This window comes from Rheinheimera sp. UJ63, from assembly GCF_021568285.1.
GTDB classification, from domain to species: domain Bacteria; phylum Pseudomonadota; class Gammaproteobacteria; order Enterobacterales; family Alteromonadaceae; genus Alishewanella; species Alishewanella maricola.
Genome location: NZ_JAKGTQ010000011.1, coordinates 20723 through 44644, shown reverse-complemented (window position 1 = coordinate 44644; position 23922 = coordinate 20723). Strand labels below are relative to the sequence as shown.

The window sequence follows — 23922 nt, the reverse complement described above, 5'->3', positions numbered from 1 at the left end:
AAAAGAACCGACGTATATCGGGTTGTTTTAAAGCAGGCATACATAACTCTCATTGTTGGCAACACAGAAAGATATGATGCGTGATCAGTCAGCAAATAAAAGATGTGATGGCCGGACGCTTACCATTATTCAGCAGAAAGACTTACAATATTATGCACAAAAGCCAACATAGCAGACAAATAAAAAAACCCAGTAACAAAATATGTTATTGGGCTTTTTGCTAATCTAAAGATGAGTGTTCAAGAAATACTATTAAAAGGTATAACTGACACCGAAACTATAAGTACGACCATCATAACGGATGCGGTTAACTGCGTCTTTGTTACCACCGATGTACTCATAACCTTGATCTGCAGTTAAGTTGAACGCACGTAAGTCAACTCTGAAGTTACGGTTGAAGGTATAAGAAGCAGCCATGTCAAGACGTCCACGGGCCGTTTCAAAACGTGCATCAGTTCCTAAGAAGCCACTATTCGTTCCATCTAAAATGATGTTTTGAGATAGTTGCTGAGCATCTCGCCAGTTGTATGTTAAACGAATACTAAATCCATCATTTTCCCAATAACCAATTATGTTATATGACTCTGGCGATACCCTTAATAGAGTTGTTCCATCAGCAGACTCGTCAGTATTAATTTTAGTATAATTGAATACACCACCAAAACCATTCCAAGGGTATGATAAAAAATCGAGCTTTTGTTGAATTGCTAATTCATAACCAGTTACTTTAATTGAGCCATTTGTATTAATTGCTTGGTTAACAGTAATGCGACGAGCGGAATCACTAACATTCCCTTGGGAATCAGTGAAAGGTTCTAATTCACGACACTCTATACCGCCTGTACCGCTGCCTTCAACAAGACCTGTTGGACCAAACAAACCATCACTTACATAACTTGGTATATCATCACCACAAATTGGCGCAGTACCAAATAAACCAGTGATTTCCTTTTCAAAGAAACCGATAGAAATCGCACTACCTTCGCGGTTATACCATTCTAGAGAGATATCAAAGTTCTCCGCAGTGTATGGTTTCACATCGGAAGATGGTAAATCCACACGCACACTGGTCACATCACCATCATCATCTTCATTTGCCGTGATGATGGTGGTTGGATTTTGGCTTCGCAGATTGGGTCTAACAATTCCTTCATAGCTCGCTAAACGCAAGATAACGTCCTCCGTTAATTCGAGCTTAATGTTCAATGATGGCAAGGTATGACTGTAACTATTTCCTAAAGTGCGCTGTTGTAACACGCCATCAGAATCAATAAATGCACCAGTGAAAACGTTATCGGTTTCAATTCTTCTAAAACCTAAATTACCTGAATATAAAACTGAACCCAGTTGACCGCTGAAGTTGCCCATTAAATACGCAGCAGAAATGTCTTGAGTCGTGTCAAAGTTACGGGCAAAAAACGTATTTCTTCCTTGAGTTTGATGAACAGCCCAACCGGTAGGAGAAGCTAATTGAGAACCTGCTGGAAGCCTATCAAGAATACCGCTTTGAAGAAGAGGGCGAAGATTTGTTGAGTCAATTGTGACCCAACCAGTCTCAGGACCAAATGCACCTGGGAATTCCCCATTAAAGAATCCCCCCTGAGTTTCCACAAACAGTTTCGCATTCCCAAATATATTCGCAGTCGTTAATGCGCCAACATTAATACCACCAGCACCTATACGAAGGTCATTATTGATAAGCTGTTCTTTTTGATAACGATATCCACTTTTCAAGGAATCCAACCGAAATACATCTCTAAATCCAAAGTTGGTATAACGTAAAACATTCAATTCACCAGAATCCATTTCACGTATTGGATTATCGACACGACCATTGACATAAAAATCGACTCTTCTATTTCCATTAACGGAACGAGGCAGTCCACTATTGAAACCTGTAACGGATGGAGAACTCCAATTACCATCATATATATATGAATTAAGAGCAGATGGGTTTAATACGTTAATAAACGCCTGACTCAAGTCACCATTCCCAGTATTAATTTCTATGTCAATACCGGTTGGATTGAAACTTCCTCTACTGCCGTCGACTTGGTGACGAAGATCAATGCCTTCGTTAATGAAAAAATTTTCTGATTCTGATTTGGAAAAAGTCCCGTCAACTACCCAGTCGTCTTTTATATAATCACCATACAGATAAAGACCTTTTGCGTCTTCAGTAAATTGAAGTAAACGGTTAGCGGGTAACCAATTCACGTTAGTAATACGTGCATGGCCCACAGTATAACTTGGAGGATCACCAGGCCCTGCAAAACCAGAACGGGAAGGTGCGCCCAACAAGGTTATTTGTTGCTGCGCGTTATCTGCTTGGCTACGTAGAAGAAACTGTGTATCTTCTAAATTACTTTGATCAAGTGTACGCTTAGTATATATGTAGTCTAAGCCAAGTTTAAGGTCATCAGTCACCTTAAATTCAAAGTTTAAAGCACCAGAATGACGATCACCATTTTGTACTTCTGCAGCCTGACCTGCACGAGAAATAACACGTATTTGCGAATTATCTTCCAATCCATGTTGAGCTCGATAAGCGTCGATTGCTTCTGCACTGATAACTGGTCGAACACCTGTTTGTAAGCCAGTTTCCTGATTAAAAGTGACTAAATCAGTATACTGTGTGAAATTAACAGTATCGCGGCGATAGTTTTGCCCTGAGCCGGCAACTTTAAACGCAATACCCAGTCGACCGTCCATAAAATGTTTAACACCTTGGAGTCGGTAGTTGGTATTGAAGTCTTCAGACAAATCCTCATACCGTGTACCTAAATCGACTTTTAATAAACCATCTCTTTTACTTAATGCTCTTTGAAATTGAAGGTCTACAATTCCAGCTATACCACCCGCTTGTAAATCTGCTGTAGGACTCTTAATAACTGTGACGCCATCGAATATACCTGCCTCAAATGCCCCAAACGGGTTAGACTCGCCAGCTGCACCTTCGCTACGACTTGGTGTGGTGATGGATTGACCAATCGCTGTTGTTTTAACAAAATCACCTGGTAACCCGCGTAAACTTATTTCTGAATCACGGCTTTCACTATCACGATTTAACTGGATGCCCGGTAATGCTTGTAAGGCCTCTCCCAAATCTAGAGCTGGTAACTCATCAATATCTGTTGCTGAAATAGCATCAACGACAGAAGCTGATTCTTTTTTAATATTCAGTGCAGCTTCTAAGGCCGATCTGACGCCTTTCACTTCTATAACTTCTACTTCTATGCTTTCTTGTTCAGAGTTAAGAGCTTTACTAACTTCTTGTGCAATCAAACTTGGTGTACTGATTGCTAATAATAATGCTGCCGAACCCGTTTTAAACCTGTTATTTCTTGTTTTCATATCCTGTCCCCACGATAAGGTTCTCAATCATCAAATTAGAAAGAGATGCTTTATTTTAATAAATTTTCACCAACCGCAAGCCCAAAATAACACCAATAACAGCCATTTTCAATCTTTTCCAATCATTACAATTCGATGAATTTTGACATTATTCTAACCATAAAAGTTAGATCTATGTTTTTGAGACAGAATTTGCTGGAAAACACTGGTTGCTTTAAACGTATAGACGAATTCACTTAAGCTTGTTAAGTGCTATCGTTTCACTATCGAGTGATAACAAATTGCCGATTTTCCCGATTAACCGTTAGGTTATGGAAATCAAGACCAATGACAAGCAACATATTGAATAAAATAGCTTTTTAGCTGAAAAACCAATATTAAAGCAATCGCATGATTTAGTGAACTTATTTCTTTGTGCCTGTCAGTAACATTGCTACTTTTACACTTTTATCTTCGCTTTCCATATCGTCATTCCAACCAAGAATTGAAACCAAGCATAACTAGACATAAACGGATGATTGACTGTCGCGCTGAAAGCCTAAAAATAGCAAGCCTCGGTGCTCTTACCACTGCATAAATCCTGTTTCTCAATAACTTTTGGGCCTGAGCTGACCCAATTTGACTGAAAGTGATTTAATGCTATAATGGTAATCATGAATTTTAGATTCTAAACACCTAAACTCGTTTAAGTATAGTTTTATTAATAAAGCACACTGAGAATCAAGCTCACCCGCTATCAAATTAATAACCTTAAATTCCAACTGCCGTGCTGAGCCCAATCAGAATGCTACATCAAACTCTTATCCGTGGGTTCAAGCAGTGATACATAGGTCTAACATGTTTGAAAGAGGCAATACTTAATTGCTGGAGAGCCATCATTTAGACTATCAATCCTATATGCATAACAAATTCGCTACAACAGATAAACTTACGGATCCTGTTAAGAAAAACAATACATAATTTCATTTCGTTGATTTCGTTTTAATTACCACATTACAAATGGCTTAATCGAATGAGATAAATTAGAACACATTTAATCTACAAAGATGGACATGAGCGACGTCACAAAAACTGGAGAAAATGATTGTGAAACAAAAAATACAGTAAGTTTAGTTATTTCCTAGACAGGTGTTTGTAAAAAACTATGCCGAAGTCTACTTCAAAATAAGTAAAGTCAAACTAGCCACAAGTTAGTGAAACACTCAATATTCTCTCTAGAGCTTAGGCAGAGCAAAACTCCTAGAGAATAGTGGAGCTGATTTACTCGGCGTTAAATCGCACGATTGTATTTAATAAAGGACAACCATGAAAATACAAACCCTTTTGATTCTCTCGATGATTATTGCACTAAACGCCTGCCATTCAACTGAAGAAGCCTTAGAGGAGCAGCCAAATATACTATTTATATTGGCTGATGACCATCGTTGGGATCTACTTGGCTACAAGCATCCAATTATAAAAACATCGAATCTAGATGAACTTGCAAACAAGGGGTTTTCATTTGAAAACACTTTTGTCACAACACCCATTTGTGCCTCAAGCAGGATCAGTATCCTCACTGGTCTAACTGAACGTACTCATGATTTCACTTTCTCCCAACCCACAACAGGAGAAATTGAATCAAGAAACATGTACCCTCAAATCCTGAAATCAAAAGGGTATCAGTCTGCGTTTGTGGGCAAATACGAAATCAAGATATCCGGGCGTCAAGAAGATAGATTTGACTTTTTTAAACCCCTACTGCAATCGAAAACAGAAGTTTATGATGGAGAAGAAATTCCACAGACCTATTACATTGCTGCGCTCGCTAGTGACTTTATAAAGTCAGCAAGTAAGTCATCCAAACCTTGGACTATGTCAGTTAACTTCTGGAATCCTCATGCCCATGATGGTGATTTGGAAGACCAATTTCATTATCCGGCAGAGTTTGAAACATTATATGCAGAAGACGTTATTCCTCCGGCGAAGTTATCTGAAGATGAAAATTTTGAACAACTGCCAAGTTTCCTAAAAAAATCTATTGCTCGTCAACGCTGGAAATTTCGTTTTGGCACTGATGTAATTTACCAAAAGATGACAAAACGTCATTATCGAGCTATCAGCAGTGTTGATGCTGCCGTTGGCAAGATTATTGAGACTTTGAGGCAAACTGGCGAAGACAAAAACACCATAATTATTTATACCGGAGACAATGGATATTTTATGAACGAGAGGCAGCTGGCTGGCAAATGGTTTGGTTGGGATGAAGCTTTACGTGTGCCGCTAATCATTTTTGACCCGCGCAAGCAAAATGCAAAACAAGTAAAGGTACAGCAGTTTGCTCTTAATATTGATATTGCACCAACGATTCTCGATTTCGCTGGTATTAAAGCCCCTGATAGCTATCAGGGAAAGAGTCTACTTCCTCTAATTTACGGAGAATCTGTTCCAAAATGGCGTGACAGTTTCTTTTTTGAGCATATGTATCAACCTAAACACGCATCAATTCCACCTATGGTGGGTATTAGAACAGAACGATGGAAATACATTGATTTTTATAAAAATGGATATGAGCAGCTATACGATCTGAACAGTGACCCTGAGGAAAAAATAAACCTTGCTACATCCCAGAAATTTAGCTCAGTTTTACAAACTCTTCGAGAGGAAACAATTAAGTCTATTCAATATTTTGAAAGCCAAAGAACGGAAGAGGTAAAACGTCGTGAATATTTTAACAATACAAATTGTAAGTTACACGAAGTTAAAAGAGGCTATCCACCCGCTTGTGGATCAGCTCGGTAGACTCGCAATTATAAAAATGTATGCAACAGTTTTTTATTAATTTATGGAGCCACTGATTAAATGGCTCCCTCTTTAAATGGACTTTCAACACTGTTCGCTGAGGCCTTTTTTTATGCTCAAGGAAGATGGCGAATTAGAACTTGCAACTGGAGCCTGATTATCGCCTTCTAGATCTAAATCAATAATTTGAAGATAAAGGGGCATAGCATTACCTGTTTTTCTTTCCATTAGAAAGTAGTAAACCTTGCCATCTTTAATGTAGAGAGTACCGTGATCAAAGACAGGTCCTTCTGTAGCTTGATAAACACGAAAAAAATCATTCGTTCCACCTTTTGCTCTCTCAACATAAGGCCGACCTCCACTCAAGCCAACAATATAAACATTGTCTCCGGCCGTATAAACTTGGCTGGCACCTGCAAAATCCGAAGAGATTATAAAATCTTCAGCACCGGCGGGCTTGTAAGAATGCAAATGTACTTCTTCATAATCAGGCCGATTTCTGTCAGTAGAACACACCGAACTAATCATGTGAATGTCGCCGTTTTCAGTTACTGTCCAATCAAAATTTCGAACTATATATACAGAATTTGCCTCTTTATGACTTATATAGTCACCCGGCTCGAATATTTTAATTTCATCAGAATCAATCAATGGCCAAGTAATGGATTTCCCTTTGTGATCCTTCCAGTCCCCAAATCCTTGAGGATGATCAGAATAGGCATAGTAGACACCATTCTGATACTTGTACTTATCATTGTTATCGCTGCTACGTTGTTGGAATCCAACACGAAGCTTACCGTTTACATACTTCATGTTGCCATAAAGGCCCCAATTGTAGGCATTGCCTTTGCTTTTCTGATCTTTTTCATTAAATTTAGTGAAATTAGACCAAGTTTCAGTATTAGCATCATAACGGTTAAAAACGTAAGCACCGTTGTTATTGCCTCCCAGTCGCATATATAGCAATAAGGTACCGTCAGTAGTAGTAAAAAATTTAGGATAAGTCAACCCTGCAAAATTATTTTTATCGTCAATATTGCCGGTCATGGTGATATGTTTGTAATCGTTATCATCTTGCTTAATTCCACTAGTATCTTTGACAAACTTATCCAATGTAAATTTTTCATCTGGCAAATCAGCAGCACCGGAAATGCTGTAAGAGTATCGGAAGAAATCGTCTTTAAATTTTCCGTCATGGTTGTTGTCATCATAGGCGTGCATGTCATAAACCATGTGAATTGTACCGTTAACCGGGCTGATCGCTAGGCCAATGGTGTTATGAGATTCGCCCACTAGGGGATTACCACGGAAACCTGTATGACGATGCGGGAATTCTATGGTTACCAACTTGCCGGTTAAGGTGTTGTAACGGGTGAGCATGACGTTTCGTAATGCTTTCCCCCCCTTGTACCAGGTCATGAAAACATAGTGCTTGTATGTTTTAACTGCGTCACCGTGTGCAGAGATATTAGCTCCAAAGAAATAGTCATACTTTTCGCCCTGATCAGGGCTCGCGAAATTGTCAAAGTCTAGTTTTTGGCCGTCAAAATGGAGGCCACTTTCGGTAATTTTTACTTGCGTTTCCAAGGTTACTTTTGCACTTACCGATGCATGACAAAGCAATAACGCCGAAAATAGTGATGCTTTAGCTAATGCAATGCGGGTGAAACAATCAAATTTAATACCTAACATAAGTTTCATTCTCATTTTAGATGCGTCGTTAATGTATTTAATTGCTGAATCTGCAAACAACACAAATTGCGAGCATGTCAGCCAAGGTAACTACTCTATTACAATTCACAATCAATTTCACTCACTTTAAACCAAAAATAGTCATTCAAATCCAGATCAGCCAACTATGTAAGTGGGAAATTTATAACCAATCGTTTATAAAAGTTTTTTAAGGAAAATTGATGAAATAACCGTTTTAAGTGACGTGTTTGTAGATTTTTTTAATTAACTCATTTATCGATCTCACTGTTGTGACTTTTAGCACCTGACGGTTTTTTACCTAGCATCTTGGTTGGATGTTTTCACGGGCATCAGCGCAGAATAATTGCAGTGCCCTATCATTGTTAAAGGCGCTATTATGATTAATAGTTATTTGCAGCAGTTTTTTTGAGCGTTAAATTATTTTCCCTAAGGTGGCCTTTTCAACAAAGCTTAAATCAAGTACGTGATGTGTATTGTGGCTATTTTAACTTTCGTTCTTGGTTGGTTATATCAAAAAACCAACCAAAGCCTGTAAAGGTGTAATATTTGCTAGATAGCATCAATCAATGCGCCAAATCATTTTGAGCATTTGGCAGGGGCGGGATAGTTACGATAACGAGTTGAAAACTCACAGCACACACCTTGATCTTCGCAGCATTACCGAATAGTTAAGGCCTAAATTAAGCCTTTAACATACTCTGCCAATTCGTCACTTTCACAGTTTGCGAAGAATGCAGATTGAAAACGCTCGCTACCTACAGCTTGTCTTACTAATTCCTGTTCAAGGTTTTTAAATGATTCAAGCAAAGTATCTTTCGCAATTGCGGCTTTAACCTCACTCAAAATAACCGCATTCTTTTGCTGCGGTTCAGCGCGCTCCGTTGGGTAACCCTGTCCGCGATCCCCCGAAGTAAAAGCCTTTTCAAACATATAACGTAAATTTAACTCAGCGCCCCAACCAAAACCTTTGGCAAAAGCTAATGCAATAGCATTACCGTTGTTCACCTGATTAAATAAAAAAGCGTCGGTAGGCTCTAAGCAGTAACCGCATAATACTCCGGGATGCGCATTTAACGACATCATAGCGCCCTGCCCAGTGCCGCAGCCTGCAACAACAAAATCAACTGCATTTGCATTTAATAACAAACTGGCTTGAATGCCTAAGTGAACATAGGTGAGATGATGGTCATTTTCGTTATTCATACCCACGTTATAGACCTCATGCCCCAAAGGCTTTACGACCCCTTCTAATTCAGCTAAGACCATTGCATTTTTAGCTGCTTGGCTATTTTCCATCATAAGTGCGATTTTCATTATCACTCCTAAAGCATGTAGATTCACATCAAAATATGTGATTAAACTTGATTTTTAATGACGTAATTTGCCAGAATATACAATATCCGTATAAATTAAGATAGTAAACATGATCAATAAGCCAGTTTTTTTCAAAACAATTATCGTTGTTTGCTGCTTGGTATTTTTAAGTGGCTGTAAAAACCCAAATAAAGAATCGAAGAGTGATAAAGTAGAAAACGCTTTTTTTGCCCAGCGAGAAGAGTTAATTCAAAAATACTCAGAACAAGATAGGGTTTTTGAAATACTTGCAATGCAAGCTGACCCAAACGATCCAGAAAGCGTTGAATATTGGCGCTGGCGTATAGATCAGTACTTATACGGTCAGTATTCAGAATACCAGCCACTTTATGATGCGTTTACTGCCAATAAAACGTTCCAGCAAATTTATAATATGTCCAAGGAGGATCTCGGCCCTAAGGTATCTGAACCCTCTAATCTTCCTGAATTACCTGAAGGATACTTTACGGAAAATTTACCCGGCAATCCACATACTGGTTGGTCTTACATTTCAGGAGATACACTTTATATAACCTATCAGGGAAAACTGACTGACCCTTACATTGCCAGTTACAATCTTAAAAGCCATGTGTGGCAAGGGCCATACAAAGCTGGTGAAAGTACACTGTCAAAAGGCGACCGCAAAATAGACAGTCATGGTCGCCCAATTATTGAACAAGATAGCAAAGGCCATTTGCATATTGTTTACGGCGGACATGGTGGCGAAAGAGAAGATGGACTCAACCCTCTTTCAATCGATACCCCCCATGCGGGCGGTCGAATGCTACATATTATTTCGGAAAAGCCAAATGATATAAGTAAATTCGATTATGTTGCTGACATCTCGCCCTATGCGTCTTATACCAAAAGCTACAAAATGGCGAATGGTGACATCTATTTGTTTACAAGGGCAGGTACGCACAAATCACCCTGGGTTTACTACAAAATGAAACATGGTCAGCAAACTTTTGAGCCACCAGTGATTCTCACTAGACCGACTGTCCAGCAGGATAATCCGATAAATGTAGATACGTTTTACATCACCCCCCTCAAAATATCAGACACTGAAATAGCGATTAGCTACTTATGGCATGAATGTAATTTCCTAGAAATACATGATAAAACCCATTACAGTCGAATCAACGCATATTACATGCGCCTAGACACCACGACTGACATGATTTTTAATGCACAGGGTGAAGAGATTAAACTACCCATTACACTAAGCATTGCAAACGAAAAAATGTTAGCATTTGATTCAACAGACAAAAAAGAAACGCCATTTAGTACCAAGCCTCTAATACTTGAGGATAACTCTCCAGCGCTAGCTTATCAGGCAAGGAGCAAAGACTTTTCCGAATGGCGGATGACTGCTTTTAAAGAGGGTAAATGGGCACATAGCCTCCCCATGCCGGGAACACTTAAACGCACTGTAAAGGATATAGAAAATAATCTAATCAAGACGATAACTGCTTTTGAAACATTTCATAGTGAGCAAGCAGAACATGCTGCACTCGTTGTTTATGGCAACTATGACGGTAATATAATCCTTGCCGAGGCCACCAGTAACAACGGTCAAGATTGGCAAGTGACAAAACAGCATTTAGTATTAAACAAAACACGAATTCAAATCAAAGCAGTTAAAGACAGCTCTGGATATTCACGTGCAGTTATTGTGGCACTAAAAAAAGGTGCTGCACAAAGGTTGTATCTTTGGCATGAAGGCAAGTTTCGCGGAAACAAGCGGGATATCCCAATTATTGCAGAATCCTTTGAAAAAGGTGGTTGGAACGCTACTCATCCTCGCGGCTTCATGCCAGGAATTAATCCAAACCTAGAAGCAAACTTTCTATTTAATCAACTTCAAGGCGAACACGCATTTAAGTTAGAAAACAAAATAGTGCGTGATGGGCAATACTCAGCCAAACTTATTTGGCACCATACCCATCCAGCGGCTTTCAACGGTAAAGCAAACGTGGTCGATAATGTTGACCGTAAAGCCATGTTCCATGGACATAAAACGCCTGACGTAATGGGTACTGAGGCATGGTATGGCTTTAGCATGTACTTTCCAAAAAAAGGAACTAAAGATGAAAATAATCCCTGGCTGTTTTTTCAGATTCACGGCAGCGCAGATAAGCATCTGAATGAGCCTTCTAGGAATCCACCGTTTAGTCTTACATTGACACCAGATGGTCTGCAAGGTGCTTGGAAATGGGATGCTAATAAGCTAAGCCCAACAACAAAAGGTGAAGGAACAGGGCGCTTTACTATCCCAGGTGAAAAGAAAGATTACCTCGATAGGTGGGTCGATTTTGTACTTCACGCAAAAGTAGATTATTCAGATGCAAAAACCGGCCGATTAGAGCTTTGGGTAGATGGCAATAAAGTGCTTGATAAACACAATATCCAATTTGGTTACAATGATGAAAAAGGTATATACCCGTCTTGGGGCATGTACTTTAATGGTGACCTAAGCGTGATGAAAAACGATCACTTTTTATACTTAGACTCAATTAAAATGAGTATCGATAAAAACGCTACTTATTCAGACGTATCGCCATGATTGCACTATTTCATAGAATCCTTGCAACTCAACTTAACTAATTTTTTGTAAACTTCTTAAGTAAATATTAGTGCCATATTTACAACATTATTTGTTTTATGGCTATATCTTCACCTCTAGGCTACCCACCGGTGTTACGCGATGCATGTTGCGGATGAATCCGAACACTGCTTTCGGTCGAATCCGATCAATCTTTTCGGTTTTATCCGAACATTTTTAGCCATTATCAACGAAATAATCGAGGTATTGATCTTAAGCAACAAGAGACGTTGTTGTGCAACCAAGCATCACTAGATGCCTGTAGAATAACGGTGCAACAATTGTAGATTTACTGTTTATCGAATAAAGACACTGATCTGCTTTTAACTCTTAATCTCCTACCGAATAACACAATTTTGCCCCAAATTAAGCCCATGTAATCTTATGAATTTTATCAAGATTAAAGTATATATACTTAAAAAATAGGCGCTCTTCATATTAATAATAAAAAAAGCGCCTTATTTGGAGGTGTTCCATATTAGTTGATGAAGCAAATTTATCGTAACTTAGCCTCACAAGATCATTGTTAAACTCGCAAGTGATTTGTCAATTTACACTTAATTCTCGCGCAGCTTTTGGACCGTCGTAATCATAAATAAACCAATCTACGTCGATATAACCCGCATCTTCTTTCTCATTCCAAGTAAAGAACCCTAAGCGGTCCCCAGTCCATTTGCCGAATTCAATTTTGAAGCTAGGACCAAATGCTTTGAATGCTTTACCATCAAAACTGTATTCATAGGTACCATTGTCACGCACATTAGAAGTCCTGATAAATAATTCATCAGCGATTACCTCAGGCCCTACGACTTTTTCTGCAAATGTATTCATATAAAAAAGATGTTTTTTGCCATCTTCAGTCATATGCACTCCTAACAAGTTGTAAACACCACCATAGCGAACAAAACCAGCCAATTGATTTGGTCGCATCCCTGAAAGGTTAAATTTTGCAACAGCTGTGCCTGTGGTGATCCCCATGATACGTTGACTCAGTGTATTGCTAGCTCGCCAGAAAGCCGTGTCTGAGCCGTCGTCGTTAGTCCATTCATTGTTCTGAGGTCCGTGTCTGGGGTTGGCGGGTAAAATCTTGCTGGCTTTAAGTCGCAACCAACCTGACCTTTCGGTAAGCGACCAATGAGTATTTCGTGGATTATGATTCCATTCCCATTGCAATCCTAAAATTTCAGAAGAGAAATTATCATCACTATTTGGTGCTGTAATTGGATAACCATCGATAGGCTTTTTATAACGCCACACCGGCTCGCCAATACCATCGCCATCTTCATCAATTCCAATAATAGGCCAGCCGTCTACCCACGTTACGGGTTCAAGAACCTGTGGGCGACCTTGGAAAGGGATATCATCATTTTGAATAAGCTGATGCATATACCACCATGAGCCATCTGGTGCTTGCATCAAACTACCTTGACTTGCGCTTCGGTCGTTAAATACAGAACCTTTCTCCAGCACGATGCGTACCTCATAAGGACCGTAAATACTCTCTTTTGAACGCAGCACTAATTGTTTTCTATCGTTCTTGGGGTTCTTAACTCCTGGCTTGGTCGATTTATCATCCATTGTCCATTGAGCCATGAAAATGTACCAATAACCGTTAATCTTATAAACTTTAGCAGCTTCTGCTCCCAAACCGGTATACACCAATTCACCTTCATCAAGAATTTTGGTACCGTCCCAACTCATTTCATAAATGCGGTTTTCATTTCCTTCAATGGTGTTTTCTGGTCCCTTTTGTTTAAGACCAGTATTGATTAATATATAAGCTTTACGGGTTTCGTAATCCCAATATACGGCGGGATCATCTAGTACATCTTTTTTCGACAACATCATAAGAGGCTCACTCCATGGGCCACGAATGTCTTTTGCTGTAGTCACCATCAAACCGTGCTGATAATCGATTTGATACACGTACCAAAGGCCTTCATGATAGGCAATATCACCCGCCCATACGCCGAACGAATAGCCATTCATTCGGTTCCAATTGTACTCAGGAGCCCATGACAAGCTAGGAAAGGCGTGACCAACGTTACGCCAATTCACCATGTCTTTCGATTCAAGAATCGGCATACCTGGTGACATATGCTGCTTAGAGGTGATCATGTAATAAGTATCACCCACTTGTTCAATATCTGAATCCGGATAATCGGCATTCAATATGGGATTAATGTAAGTACCGTCTCCTTGGTCTCCAAAACTGCCGGTTTTTGCTGGGATCATTAGCGTGGGTTTTACATCTGTTTTATCCACAACTGACGATTCTATTTCTGCGGTACAACCAACAAGCAGCAGCATTAAAATCAAGTTTATTAGCTTATACATCATATAAGAATGACATTTCATAACTATCACTACCTCTATATAAACGAATACAGGCACCATGAATGCTCTTGCCTAACATTTGTTACAAGTTTTGATTTTCTGTTCAAGCGTGAACAGTAAGAATATGGAAATACCGTCTAAGGCTGCATACAGCAGTCATCACATGTGACCCACACTTTGAAAAGTGAAGGAGTAATTACCAGGAGATAATTTTGACAAATCAGTCGTAGCACCCACTAAATAACCTTGAGGAACCACAATATTTGCTGTGGTATTAGATGGCACAGTAATTTGCATAGATAGTAAACCTTGGCTTTTTTGCCATGCCACCCTCACTGTTCCCTGAGGGGTAAGATATTCACCGCTAGCGTAATCTAGTTGCTCGCCTAATTGTGGTGCAATCTGAATAGTTTTAAATCCTGGTTCCGTTGCTTGAATGCCTAAAATACCCTCGAAGAACCATCGGTAAACACTACCGTAGGCGTAATGATTCAGGGAATTCATTCCTTGTGGGTTAAACCCGTCTTGAAGTGAATAAGAGTTCCACCGCTCCCAAGTGGTAGTAGCACCATTGTTGATTGAATAAAACCAAGAAGGGTAAGTTTCATTAAATAGAATATGGTAGGCAAGGTCGGTTCTGCCACTTTTTTGCAATTCTGTAAGTAACATCGGCGTACCTAAAAATCCTGTTCTTAAATAATTGTCGGCTAACACCACTTGCTCAATGAGAAGTGCTTGCGCCTGCTTTATTTTGTCTTCAGGAAATAAGTTAAAAGACAGACCTAGTAAATAAAAAGTTTGTGTCGGTTTGCCTAATTTAGGTAGCAGATTTTCGTCCAAAAATTCCTTTCTAAATGCTGTTGTTATCTTCTTATGAAGAGCTGAAAAGTACTCTGCTTCTTGAGTGTTACCTAGAACTAATGCCGCTTTCATTGTTAGCTCTACTGAGCGTGCAAAATAGGCTGTGGATATGTAGCTAAAATCAGTATCGCCTCGATTACCCTTAACACCCTCTCCTTGCGAAAATGGCTGTAACCAATCACCAAAGGTGTTCATGGTCGAAATATAATGGCTAGCATGAGTCTCATGATACTCAACCCACTTTTTCATCGCAGGGTAATTATCTTGCACTATTTGCTTGTCGCCAGTCAGAATATACAAATCCCAAGGAATAATTGTAATGGCATCACCCCATCCAGAAGATGCCCAGTCAATTTTCCATTCCACATGAGGAACATATAGTGGAATTTTTCCTTCAACAGATTGGTCTTCTCTGACACTTTGCAACCATGCAGCCCAAAAACCATAAACATCAGCTAAATACATAGAAGGAGTCGCGAAGACTTGTGCATCACCTGTCCATCCCAGGCGTTCGTCCCGTTGTGGACAATCTAATGGTATGTCATAAAAATTACTGCGCAAACCCCACAATATATTTTCTGATAGCTTGTTAAGCTTATCATGTGAACTGGTAAAACCAGCATGAAGCGCAACATCTGAATGTTGAACTAACGCTTCAACCCAGTCACTTTGAGGTAAAAAAGAACTATCAAAACCAGATATTTCAATATAGCGATAACCGTGATATGTGAAGGTGGGCTGGTACCAAATTTCACCGGTTTGATTCGGCAATATAGTATTGGTGGATTTTGCGCTTCGATAGTTTTCTGTATAAAACTCGCCTTTGTGCAAGGCTTCTGCAAAGCGTATTGTTATTTCCTGCCCTGCAATAGCGGGTACTTTGATGCGTGGTACCCCCACCATATTCTGGCCAAAATCAAACACTGCAATGCCTTTTTGGTGACTGTCTGCTTTAGACACTATTGCCTGCACGGGAATTGTTTGTTTGTGCCGAATGGGAGCGTGACGCTTTGGCCTTAGGGCTAAGACGTCATTGACCGGTTCGGAGAGCACAGAAACCCATTTTGAACTTGTATTGATGTCGAAATTAACGGTGTTCCAACCCGATAAAACCTTTGCTTGATCATATTTTTCACCGTCATAAATGCTAGCAAAACGAATAGGGCCGTCTTGAGAAACAAACCAGCTGTCGTCCGATTTAATTATCTGGATTTCACCTGACTTTAATGTGATTTCTAATTGGGCAAGAAAACGAGCTGGTAAACGATGTTCTTGCTCTTCTTGATCAAACGCTCGACCGGCATACCAGCCACCTGCTATGACACTTGAAAGCACATTTTGTCCTTTACTCAACAACGATGTGACATCATAGGTCAGTGTTTCTATTCTTTTGGAATAAGGTGTCCAACCAGGCGTCATCACATCATTTGGGGCAACAACGCTGCCATTTATAAAGGCTTTGAATAAACCTTTTGCCGATACATATAAGCGAGCTTGAGCAACATCATCTTTTAATAGAAAAGGTTTACGCAAATATTGAGGTGTTGCTAAGGTTGCCTTACTTGGCATACGCGCAGGGTTGGTATCCGGATGTCCTATCCAATTGCCTTGCCAATCGTTGTTGGATAACAAGCCAAGTTCAATTGACTGTGGATCACTCCAATCAGAACCTATACCATCCTGATCCCAATAACGTACGCGCCACATGACCTGTTGTCGAGACTGAAGCGTTGGCCCCTGATACTTAATCCATGCATTTTGTGCAGAGTTCACTTTACCACTATCCCAAAGAAGGGGTTCTGCGGGTACTTTATTGAAACCAGAAGAAACTTGAATTTGATAAGCCAGTTGCATCCTATTTTCACTTGCAGGTAACTGCCAGGAAAAGCGAGGAACTGACTCGTAATAGCCTATAGGATTGGTGAACCCCTCACCTACAACTAACAGAGTAGGTACTTTATACTTTTCTATAATAATTGAGTGCTGTTCTTGCCCTTGAGATTGCTTTAGCAACGCTTTACTGACGTACGTGCAACAGGACAGCACAATGACAATTAGCAGGATCCAGTTTATCCTGCTAATTTGCAACATAGCCTTATTTAGCCTTGCCATTTTGCCATTTCTGAAGCAGCTAATAACACTGCGCCAGAACCATAAAGCTGCGAATCCGTTTTCTTCACAGGATCTGGGGACTTACCAACATGCTGAACCCAATTTACACGTCCATCATCAGCAACGGCTTTTTCTAATGCCGCCCAGCCTTTCTCTACTACTTCTTTAGATTTGTCATCAGTAAGAATGCCGTTGTTTACACCCCAAGCCAAACCATAAGTAATAAAAGCACTACCACTGACCTCAGGGGTTTTAACTTTGTTCGGGTCTAACAAAGACGCAGGCCAATACCCCTCAGGGGTTTGTAGCTTCAATAACGCTGCAGCGTTCTTTTTATACAATTCAAGATAGCGTTCACGAGAAGGATGACCATTGGGTAGATCATCAATAATCAACGGTAAAGAAGCAAAAACCCATCCGTTACCACGTCCCCAGAAAACAGGTTCACCGTTGTCACTTTTCATTTCAAAATAACGGCTGTCACGGAAAAACAAACCATAATCGTCAGAAAATAAATAGTCTGCTGCGGCCCAGAACTCGGCATCTGCGTATTCAAAATATTTAGGATCACCTGTTACATTACTCAGTTTTAACCAAGTTCTAGGTGCCATAAATAAAGCATCTGCCCAGCACCATCGCAATTGACAGTCACCCTCGAGATGCTGTTTTCCCGAACCACTGGCTGTAATGTCTAGCATTTCAAGACCGACATCAGGTCTATTAGCTAAAATCCAGTTGAAGTGCTGTTGTGTCGGCCTAATCGCCTCTTGATTACCTGTTTGCTCAGCCAACCAAAGATAGGTTTGTCCAATAGTATGGTCATCAGCGTGATAAGGGCGCTCGGTAAGCAATCCGTATTCTTGCTCTTTTGCCATTTTATTAACGTAGGTCATGAATTCAACGTTCTTGTCGACTTCTAGCCATTTAGTCAAACCAATATAAAAAGTTGCCTGGATCCAGAATTTTGGATTTTCTGATTTTTCTCTATGTGATTCAGGAATGTACGTTAAATTACCAAATTGGGCAATTTGCCACTTTGCTACACGTGTTGCAATGTCATGAGCTGACGCCACAATACTCTTTGATGCTTTAGCCATATCGGCAGAAGCCTGCGTTGTCTCTATTTGCGTATTATCACCGGCTTGAACAGTGATACCTTTATTGTTTGCTGGTTCACTGCAACCAGATAACAAAACGCTAACCAAAAAGGGAATAGTGGCAATTTTTAACAGTTTATTTCGCATAGCAAGTCCTCAACATAAATTCATTTACTTACAAACGTTGACGTATCTTTTGGCAAGGTCGCGTCTTTTAATGGACGTTGAATAGGTCCTTTTTGACCAAGTAAAAAGATTTTTCTATCTGCTGTATCTCTGGCAATTTGCCCAACAATCACTTGCGCATCAGGGTGTGCATTTTTGATCATTGCGGTAGTTGCAAAAGTCGAGTTTTTACGGCGCAGAAGCTCGCGTGTTTTAATAAAACTGTCGCCGCCATCACGGCTAAGCCATTCAGCTACAACACCGTCTTTGCCATCCGAGTCTGAAATAATGAATCGAATTGTATTAGGATCGGTTACCTCAAAATCACCACGAGAGATACCTGATTTTTGGCCATTCACTGGGCTGCCACCAAGCCATTCGTTGCCATCCCAACGAAGATGATAAGTTAGTTTAGGCCCACCTGCTTTTTCACCAATATCCTTACCCATATTAATAGAAACGTGAGGATTTCCTTTGTTATCCAAGTGTGTCGAGCCGTTAAATGTCCACATATCACCAGTATCCATAACTAGTGTTTTCTGCTCTGCCTCTTCTCTGGTAAGTGGAATATTTAATGGTTGATTATCAACTGTGCGCCATTCATCCGTTTCTGTATTAAAAACCATAAAGTGCACATCATGACGCCGCGGAACATGGCCTCGGCTATCGATGCCAGCGTCGTGATCCAAACATAAGTGATAGTCGAAACTTATAATTAACTCATTGCCTTCCCCTCTAGTAACCCAGGCATACCAGCTATCCACCGCCTTCACGTCAGTGCGTCTTTTATGTTTCAAGAAAGAAACCGGGGGCTGAAAGGTGCGGCCATGATCGGTAGATTTTTGGTATACCCAATCACTTCTATGTGCGCCATGACGATAAAACAGATAGATATCGCCATTATCCATTTTGATTGCTTGATTATAGGTGCCAAAAACCGAAATATTATCGACCGCTTCCCACTCAGTGATATCAAGAGGGCGTTTTGAGATTGAGTGTTTATTTGCTCCGTGATGAACATCACCTAGGGTGTTCACACCATGATGCTTATCGCCACCATGACCGCCATAAAAAATATGGATGTAACCGAGATCATCAATAAGTAATGTAGGTTTACCATGGTTGTCGAATTTTGTACGTCCCACTCGTCTACCTAAATCACTGGTTCCTGCACGAAAGGGTCCTAGCCAACTTTGAGCTTCATGATTGTATGCGGCTATGTAGGGATCTTCGAAAGGCCCTTGATAAGACACATAGGTAATACCATTGTGGTATTCACCTGCTGGTTGCTGCACAACAGCAAGTGGATTACCAGTACCATTATCTGCAAAGTAGTCAACCATTTGAGGTTGGCTTTTATCACCGCCCTCTACACTGCATCCACCCAATAAAAGTGATAGCAAGATGGTAAAGCTGACATATATCATTCTAGTCATGAAAATATCTCTTGAATTAATCAATGTCTAAGATGCACCGACGTTATATTACGTGGCGCACATGCTGTTATTTGTATTGTTCAAATAGTGTTAAGAATTCTTGTGCAATAGCAGGATTTTTAGCCGCCAGATTTTTAGATTCACCGGGATCTTTGAGAATATCGTAGAGCTCAACTTCAGCGTTAAAACCATAACGGACGGCTTTCCAATTACCTTTGCGAGCTGCCTGATAAGTGTCACCAATAATGCCAGAGTTAGGATCGCCTACTTGTTTCGAAAACTCCCAATAAAGAACCCTTTCAGGCATTTCTACAGGCGAGTCATTCAAAATTCCTTTAATAGATACACCATTTGTGCGAACGCGGGGTACAAGATTCAAATTAACATCTGCAATTTCTGCCAAGGTTGGTAATACATCAGCAAATGTCCAAGGGGTATCATCAACACGGCTTTGTTTAATCTTCGCAGGCCACTGCACCAACATGGGTACGTGAATACCACCATCATAAAGATCGCGTTTTATACCCTTGTAGGGACCCGCAGCTTTAAAGAACGCAGGATTTGCGCCCCCCTCATCATGTGGTCCATTATCAGAAGTAAAGAAAATTAAAGTGTTATCAAGTTCACCTTGTTCTTCAAGAGTTTTAATGACTTGACCAACATACTCGTCAAGAGCAGACACCATTCCGGCTAACACTGCATTGGGGTTATCAACAGGTTCTGGGTAATAAGCTGCGTATTTGTCAGACGGAACACCGTCTTTCATACCAAGGTAGGCTTTCTCATCATAGCCATACATATCACTGTATTTTTCAGGCACGGCAAGTTCAGCATGTGGCGATGAATAAGCTAACATAATAAAGAAAGGGTTTTCTCGATCTTGCTTGATATACTTTATGGCTTCATTAGTAAATAACTCTTGAGCGTAAGCCCCTTTTTTACCACCCTCGTTTTCTTTAATACGAATTTTTTCACCATCACGCCACAAGATATGGGGATATTGACGATGTCCTTCTAGAATCGAATAGAAACCATACCAAGTATCAAATCCCATAGCCAATGGGTCCGTTACTCCCATCTGGGAACCGATAGAATACTTTCCAAATAGTGCCGTATCGTAATTGGCATGTTTGAGCACATGAGCCATGGTGATATCAATATCTTGCAGTTGCACCGTGTTTGCGTTGTTAACCATGTAACGTCCATCGCGCCCAGTAAACAGAGAAACACGCGAAGGAGAGCAAACCGTGTTGCCAGCATAGGCATGATCAAAACGAATACCGTTGCTTGCCATTTGATCTAGATTTGGCGTTTTAATTGACGTATCGCCATAGGCACCAACTTGGTTGAATCCCAAATCGTCAGTCAATATAAAAATGATATTGGGCTTATCTGATGCAAACGTTGCTGATGTGTAAGTAGCACACATCAGCAACCCAGCGAAAACATTTAGAAAGTGGCGGACAGGTTTAATCATTTAATTTTACCTCGAAGCAGATTAACAAGGGTTCAATGCTAGCGTCATTGAAATTTTGTATCGTTTTCGAAGCATCTTACATGAATTAAATCGACGCCAAAAGAGTTATTGTGATTTTTTGTGACTTATTTTGACCGGCAATGTTAGCTGTGATTTATTTAATTAGCATATCGTTTGATACAGTTCAATTCGGTAAATGCCAGCTCCAGTCGTTGGGACATTGACTCTTCCATTTGACGAAGCCAAACTCGAGGATCGTAAAACTTCTTATTTGGTCCATCTGCATTATCAGGATTACCGATTTGACTTTGTAAATATCCTTTGTTGCCCTCATAGTAACTGTGAACTCCTTGCCAACAAGCCCACTGCGTATCTGTATCAATATTCATTTTAACAACACCATAGCTGATGGCTTGTTTTATCTCATCTGGACTTGAACCAGAACCGCCGTGAAAAACGAAGTTCAGTGACTTGGCTGCCAAACCGAACTTATCAGCAACATAAGATTGTGAGTTTTTCAAAATTTCCGGGGTGAGCTTAACGTTACCCGGCTTATACACACCGTGAACATTGCCGAATGATGCTGCTATAGTGAATTGAGAGCTAACTTGGGACAGTTTTTCATAGGCATAGGCAACATCTTGTGGCTGTGTATAGAGCAGAGAATTATCAATGTGAGAATTATCAACACCGTCTTCCTCTCCACCTGTTACACCCAACTCAATTTCAATCGCCATATCTATTTTTGCCATACGTTGAAGATAATCTGCACAAATAGCGATATTCTCTTCGAGTGCTTCTCCTGACAAATCCAGCATGTGAGAACTAAACAAGGGGTTACCGGTTTGCTCAAAATACTGCTCACCGGCCTTCAATAGCCCATCAATCCAAGGCAGCTGTTTTTTAGACGCATGATCAGTATGCAAAATTACTGGTATACCATAAAGCTTAGCTGCGTAATGAACATAATGAGCAGCAGCAATAGCACCGGTTATGGCGCAATCATGCGCCAACAAACCCACTCCCTTACCCATAAAAAACGAAGCGCCGCCAAAAGACAATTGAATAATGATTGGCGACTGTACTATTTTTGCCGCCTCTAGAGCTGCATTAATCGAATGGGTCCCAATTACATTTACAGCAGGATAAGCAAACTGATTATCGCGTGCTACTTTATAAAGAGTTTCCACATCGACCCCATTTACTACACCAGCTGGCACTAAATCTAATAGATTCATATGTTCCCTCTTTATTACTTTTAGCTTGAGAATTGTCTTACTAAATTTCCCAATGTCTCTTTTGCATCTCCAAAAATCATTCGAGTATTGAGTTTGAAAAATAGCGGATTATCTATACCAGCAAAACCTGTTGCCATACCTCTTTTCAACACAAATACGTTTTTGGCTAAATCTGCATTAATCACAGGCATACCGTATATGGGGCTCCCCTTCATCTCGCGCGCGGCTGGATTCACTACGTCATTCGCGCCTATTACAATCGCTACGTCGAAGTGTTCTATTCGCGCATTAATTTCGTCCATTTCTTGCAACTGTTCATAAGAAACATCAGCCTCTGCAAGTAGCACATTCATGTGACCCGGCATTCTACCTGCAACCGGATGAATGGCATAAACAACCTCAGCGCCGTTTTTTTCAAGCAGATGTTGAAGTTCCTTCATAGTATGCTGTGCCTGAGCCACCGCCATACCGTAACCAGGAATAACTACGACAGACTGCGCCGCTTCCAGCACATAAAATGCATCATCTGCTGTCATGGCCTTAATCTCACCTTCAATTTTCATATTACTGCTGACAACAACCTGAAAACCAGAAGTAAGTACGTTAATCAATGAACGATTCATGGCCTTACACATAATGTTTGTCAGTATTATCCCACTAGCACCGACCAGTGAACCCGCTACTATTAGTAGGTTATTCTCAAGCACAAATCCAGCAGCACAAGCCGCAAGCCCTGAGTAACTGTTCAGCAAAGAAATAACCACCGGCATATCTGCACCTCCAATGGGAATTACTGCCATTACTCCAATGATTAGTGCCAAAGCGATGGCGATATAATGCCAAGTCGCAACATGTGGTTGGTTAACAATAAGGAAACCCATTGTGATGGCAGCAATGATCAAAGCAATATTTAACGTAGCTTGGCCTTTAAAAACGATTGGACGTCCAACCATACGTTCACTCAACTTAGCCCAAGCTATTAAACTGCCTGAAAAGGTCACGGCGCCGATAAATAAAGCTAAATAACTGACGAAAAGAATAAAGACAGATAGCTCAGCACCGCTCACCAGCATCGCATAAGCCACCGCTAAGCTGGCCAATCCACCGGTTCCATTGAAAAGTGAAACCAGTTCAGGCATATCAGTCATAGCAACCTTCTTAGCGGCAAAAAAACCAATTATTGAACCTAATAAGATACTGACGAAAATGAGCTCGAATGAAAGAATCTCCTTGCTTAATAAGGTCACTATTACAGCCATAAACATAGCAACAGCTGACAATAAATTGCCTTTTCTTGCACTAGAAGGATGACCAAGTAATTTCAAACCAAAGATAAAAAGCGTTGCTGATAATACATACATAAAGTTGATAAATAACGAAACGTCTAACATTG

At 40.3% G+C, this 23922-nt stretch carries 12 protein-coding genes; 2 read left to right on the top strand and 10 right to left on the bottom strand.

Annotated features, from left to right (window positions below):
- Positions 1–252: 252 nt before the first annotated feature.
- Positions 253–3354 (bottom strand): TonB-dependent receptor, encoded by a 3102-nt coding sequence (locus L1N97_RS16360; protein WP_229588533.1) that lies wholly within the window; start codon positions 3352–3354, stop codon positions 253–255.
- Positions 3355–4659: 1305 nt separating this feature from the next.
- Between L1N97_RS16360 and L1N97_RS16355 the strand changes: the two genes are divergently transcribed.
- Positions 4660–6135, top strand: coding sequence for a sulfatase-like hydrolase/transferase (locus L1N97_RS16355; protein WP_229588532.1), 1476 nt, complete (start codon positions 4660–4662; stop codon positions 6133–6135).
- 84 nt (positions 6136–6219) lie between these two features.
- Here the strand turns inward: L1N97_RS16355 and L1N97_RS16350 are convergent, their stop codons facing one another.
- Positions 6220–7827 carry a BNR-4 repeat-containing protein gene (locus L1N97_RS16350; RefSeq protein WP_229588531.1) on the bottom strand — a complete coding sequence of 536 codons (1608 nt, stop codon included), beginning with the start codon at positions 7825–7827 and terminating at the stop codon, positions 6220–6222.
- A gap of 696 nt (positions 7828–8523) precedes the next feature.
- On the bottom strand, positions 8524–9189 hold the full coding sequence (locus tag L1N97_RS16345) for an RpiB/LacA/LacB family sugar-phosphate isomerase (RefSeq protein ID WP_229588530.1): 666 nt from the start codon (positions 9187–9189) through the stop codon (positions 8524–8526).
- A gap of 82 nt (positions 9190–9271) precedes the next feature.
- On the opposite strand from L1N97_RS16345, the gene L1N97_RS16340 reads away from it, so the two are divergent.
- A complete protein-coding gene (locus tag L1N97_RS16340) occupies positions 9272–11767 on the top strand; it encodes a heparin lyase I family protein (protein WP_236130529.1) in 2496 nt (831 codons plus the stop codon).
- A 585-nt stretch (positions 11768–12352) separates the two neighbouring features.
- Here L1N97_RS16340 and L1N97_RS16335 read toward each other — a convergent pair.
- The 7 genes from L1N97_RS16335 to L1N97_RS16305 all read right to left on the bottom strand — a co-directional run bounded on the left by L1N97_RS16335 (position 12353) and on the right by L1N97_RS16305 (position 23920).
- Complete coding sequence (locus L1N97_RS16335; RefSeq protein WP_229588347.1) at positions 12353–14164, bottom strand: glycoside hydrolase family 43 protein; 1812 nt, start codon at positions 14162–14164, stop codon at positions 12353–12355.
- A 138-nt stretch (positions 14165–14302) separates the two neighbouring features.
- A complete protein-coding gene (locus L1N97_RS16330) occupies positions 14303–17095 on the bottom strand; it encodes an alpha-L-rhamnosidase (protein WP_229588349.1) in 2793 nt (930 codons plus the stop codon).
- A gap of 8 nt (positions 17096–17103) precedes the next feature.
- Positions 17104–18360, bottom strand: coding sequence for a glycoside hydrolase family 88/105 protein (locus tag L1N97_RS16325; protein ID WP_229588351.1), 1257 nt, complete (start codon positions 18358–18360; stop codon positions 17104–17106).
- Positions 18361–18380: 20 nt separating this feature from the next.
- Positions 18381–19814 carry a BNR-4 repeat-containing protein gene (locus L1N97_RS16320; protein ID WP_229588352.1) on the bottom strand — a complete coding sequence of 478 codons (1434 nt, stop codon included), beginning with the start codon at positions 19812–19814 and terminating at the stop codon, positions 18381–18383.
- A gap of 67 nt (positions 19815–19881) precedes the next feature.
- A complete protein-coding gene (locus tag L1N97_RS16315) occupies positions 19882–21291 on the bottom strand; it encodes a sulfatase-like hydrolase/transferase (RefSeq protein ID WP_229588354.1) in 1410 nt (469 codons plus the stop codon).
- A gap of 158 nt (positions 21292–21449) precedes the next feature.
- Positions 21450–22529: a class II fructose-bisphosphate aldolase gene (fbaA, locus tag L1N97_RS16310; RefSeq protein ID WP_229588356.1), complete on the bottom strand. Its 1080-nt coding sequence runs from the start codon at positions 22527–22529 to the stop codon at positions 21450–21452.
- Between the two features lie 20 nt (positions 22530–22549).
- Positions 22550–23920, bottom strand: coding sequence for an NAD(P)(+) transhydrogenase (Re/Si-specific) subunit beta (locus tag L1N97_RS16305; RefSeq protein ID WP_229588358.1), 1371 nt, complete (start codon positions 23918–23920; stop codon positions 22550–22552).
- Between the last annotated feature and the right edge of the window lie 2 nt (positions 23921–23922).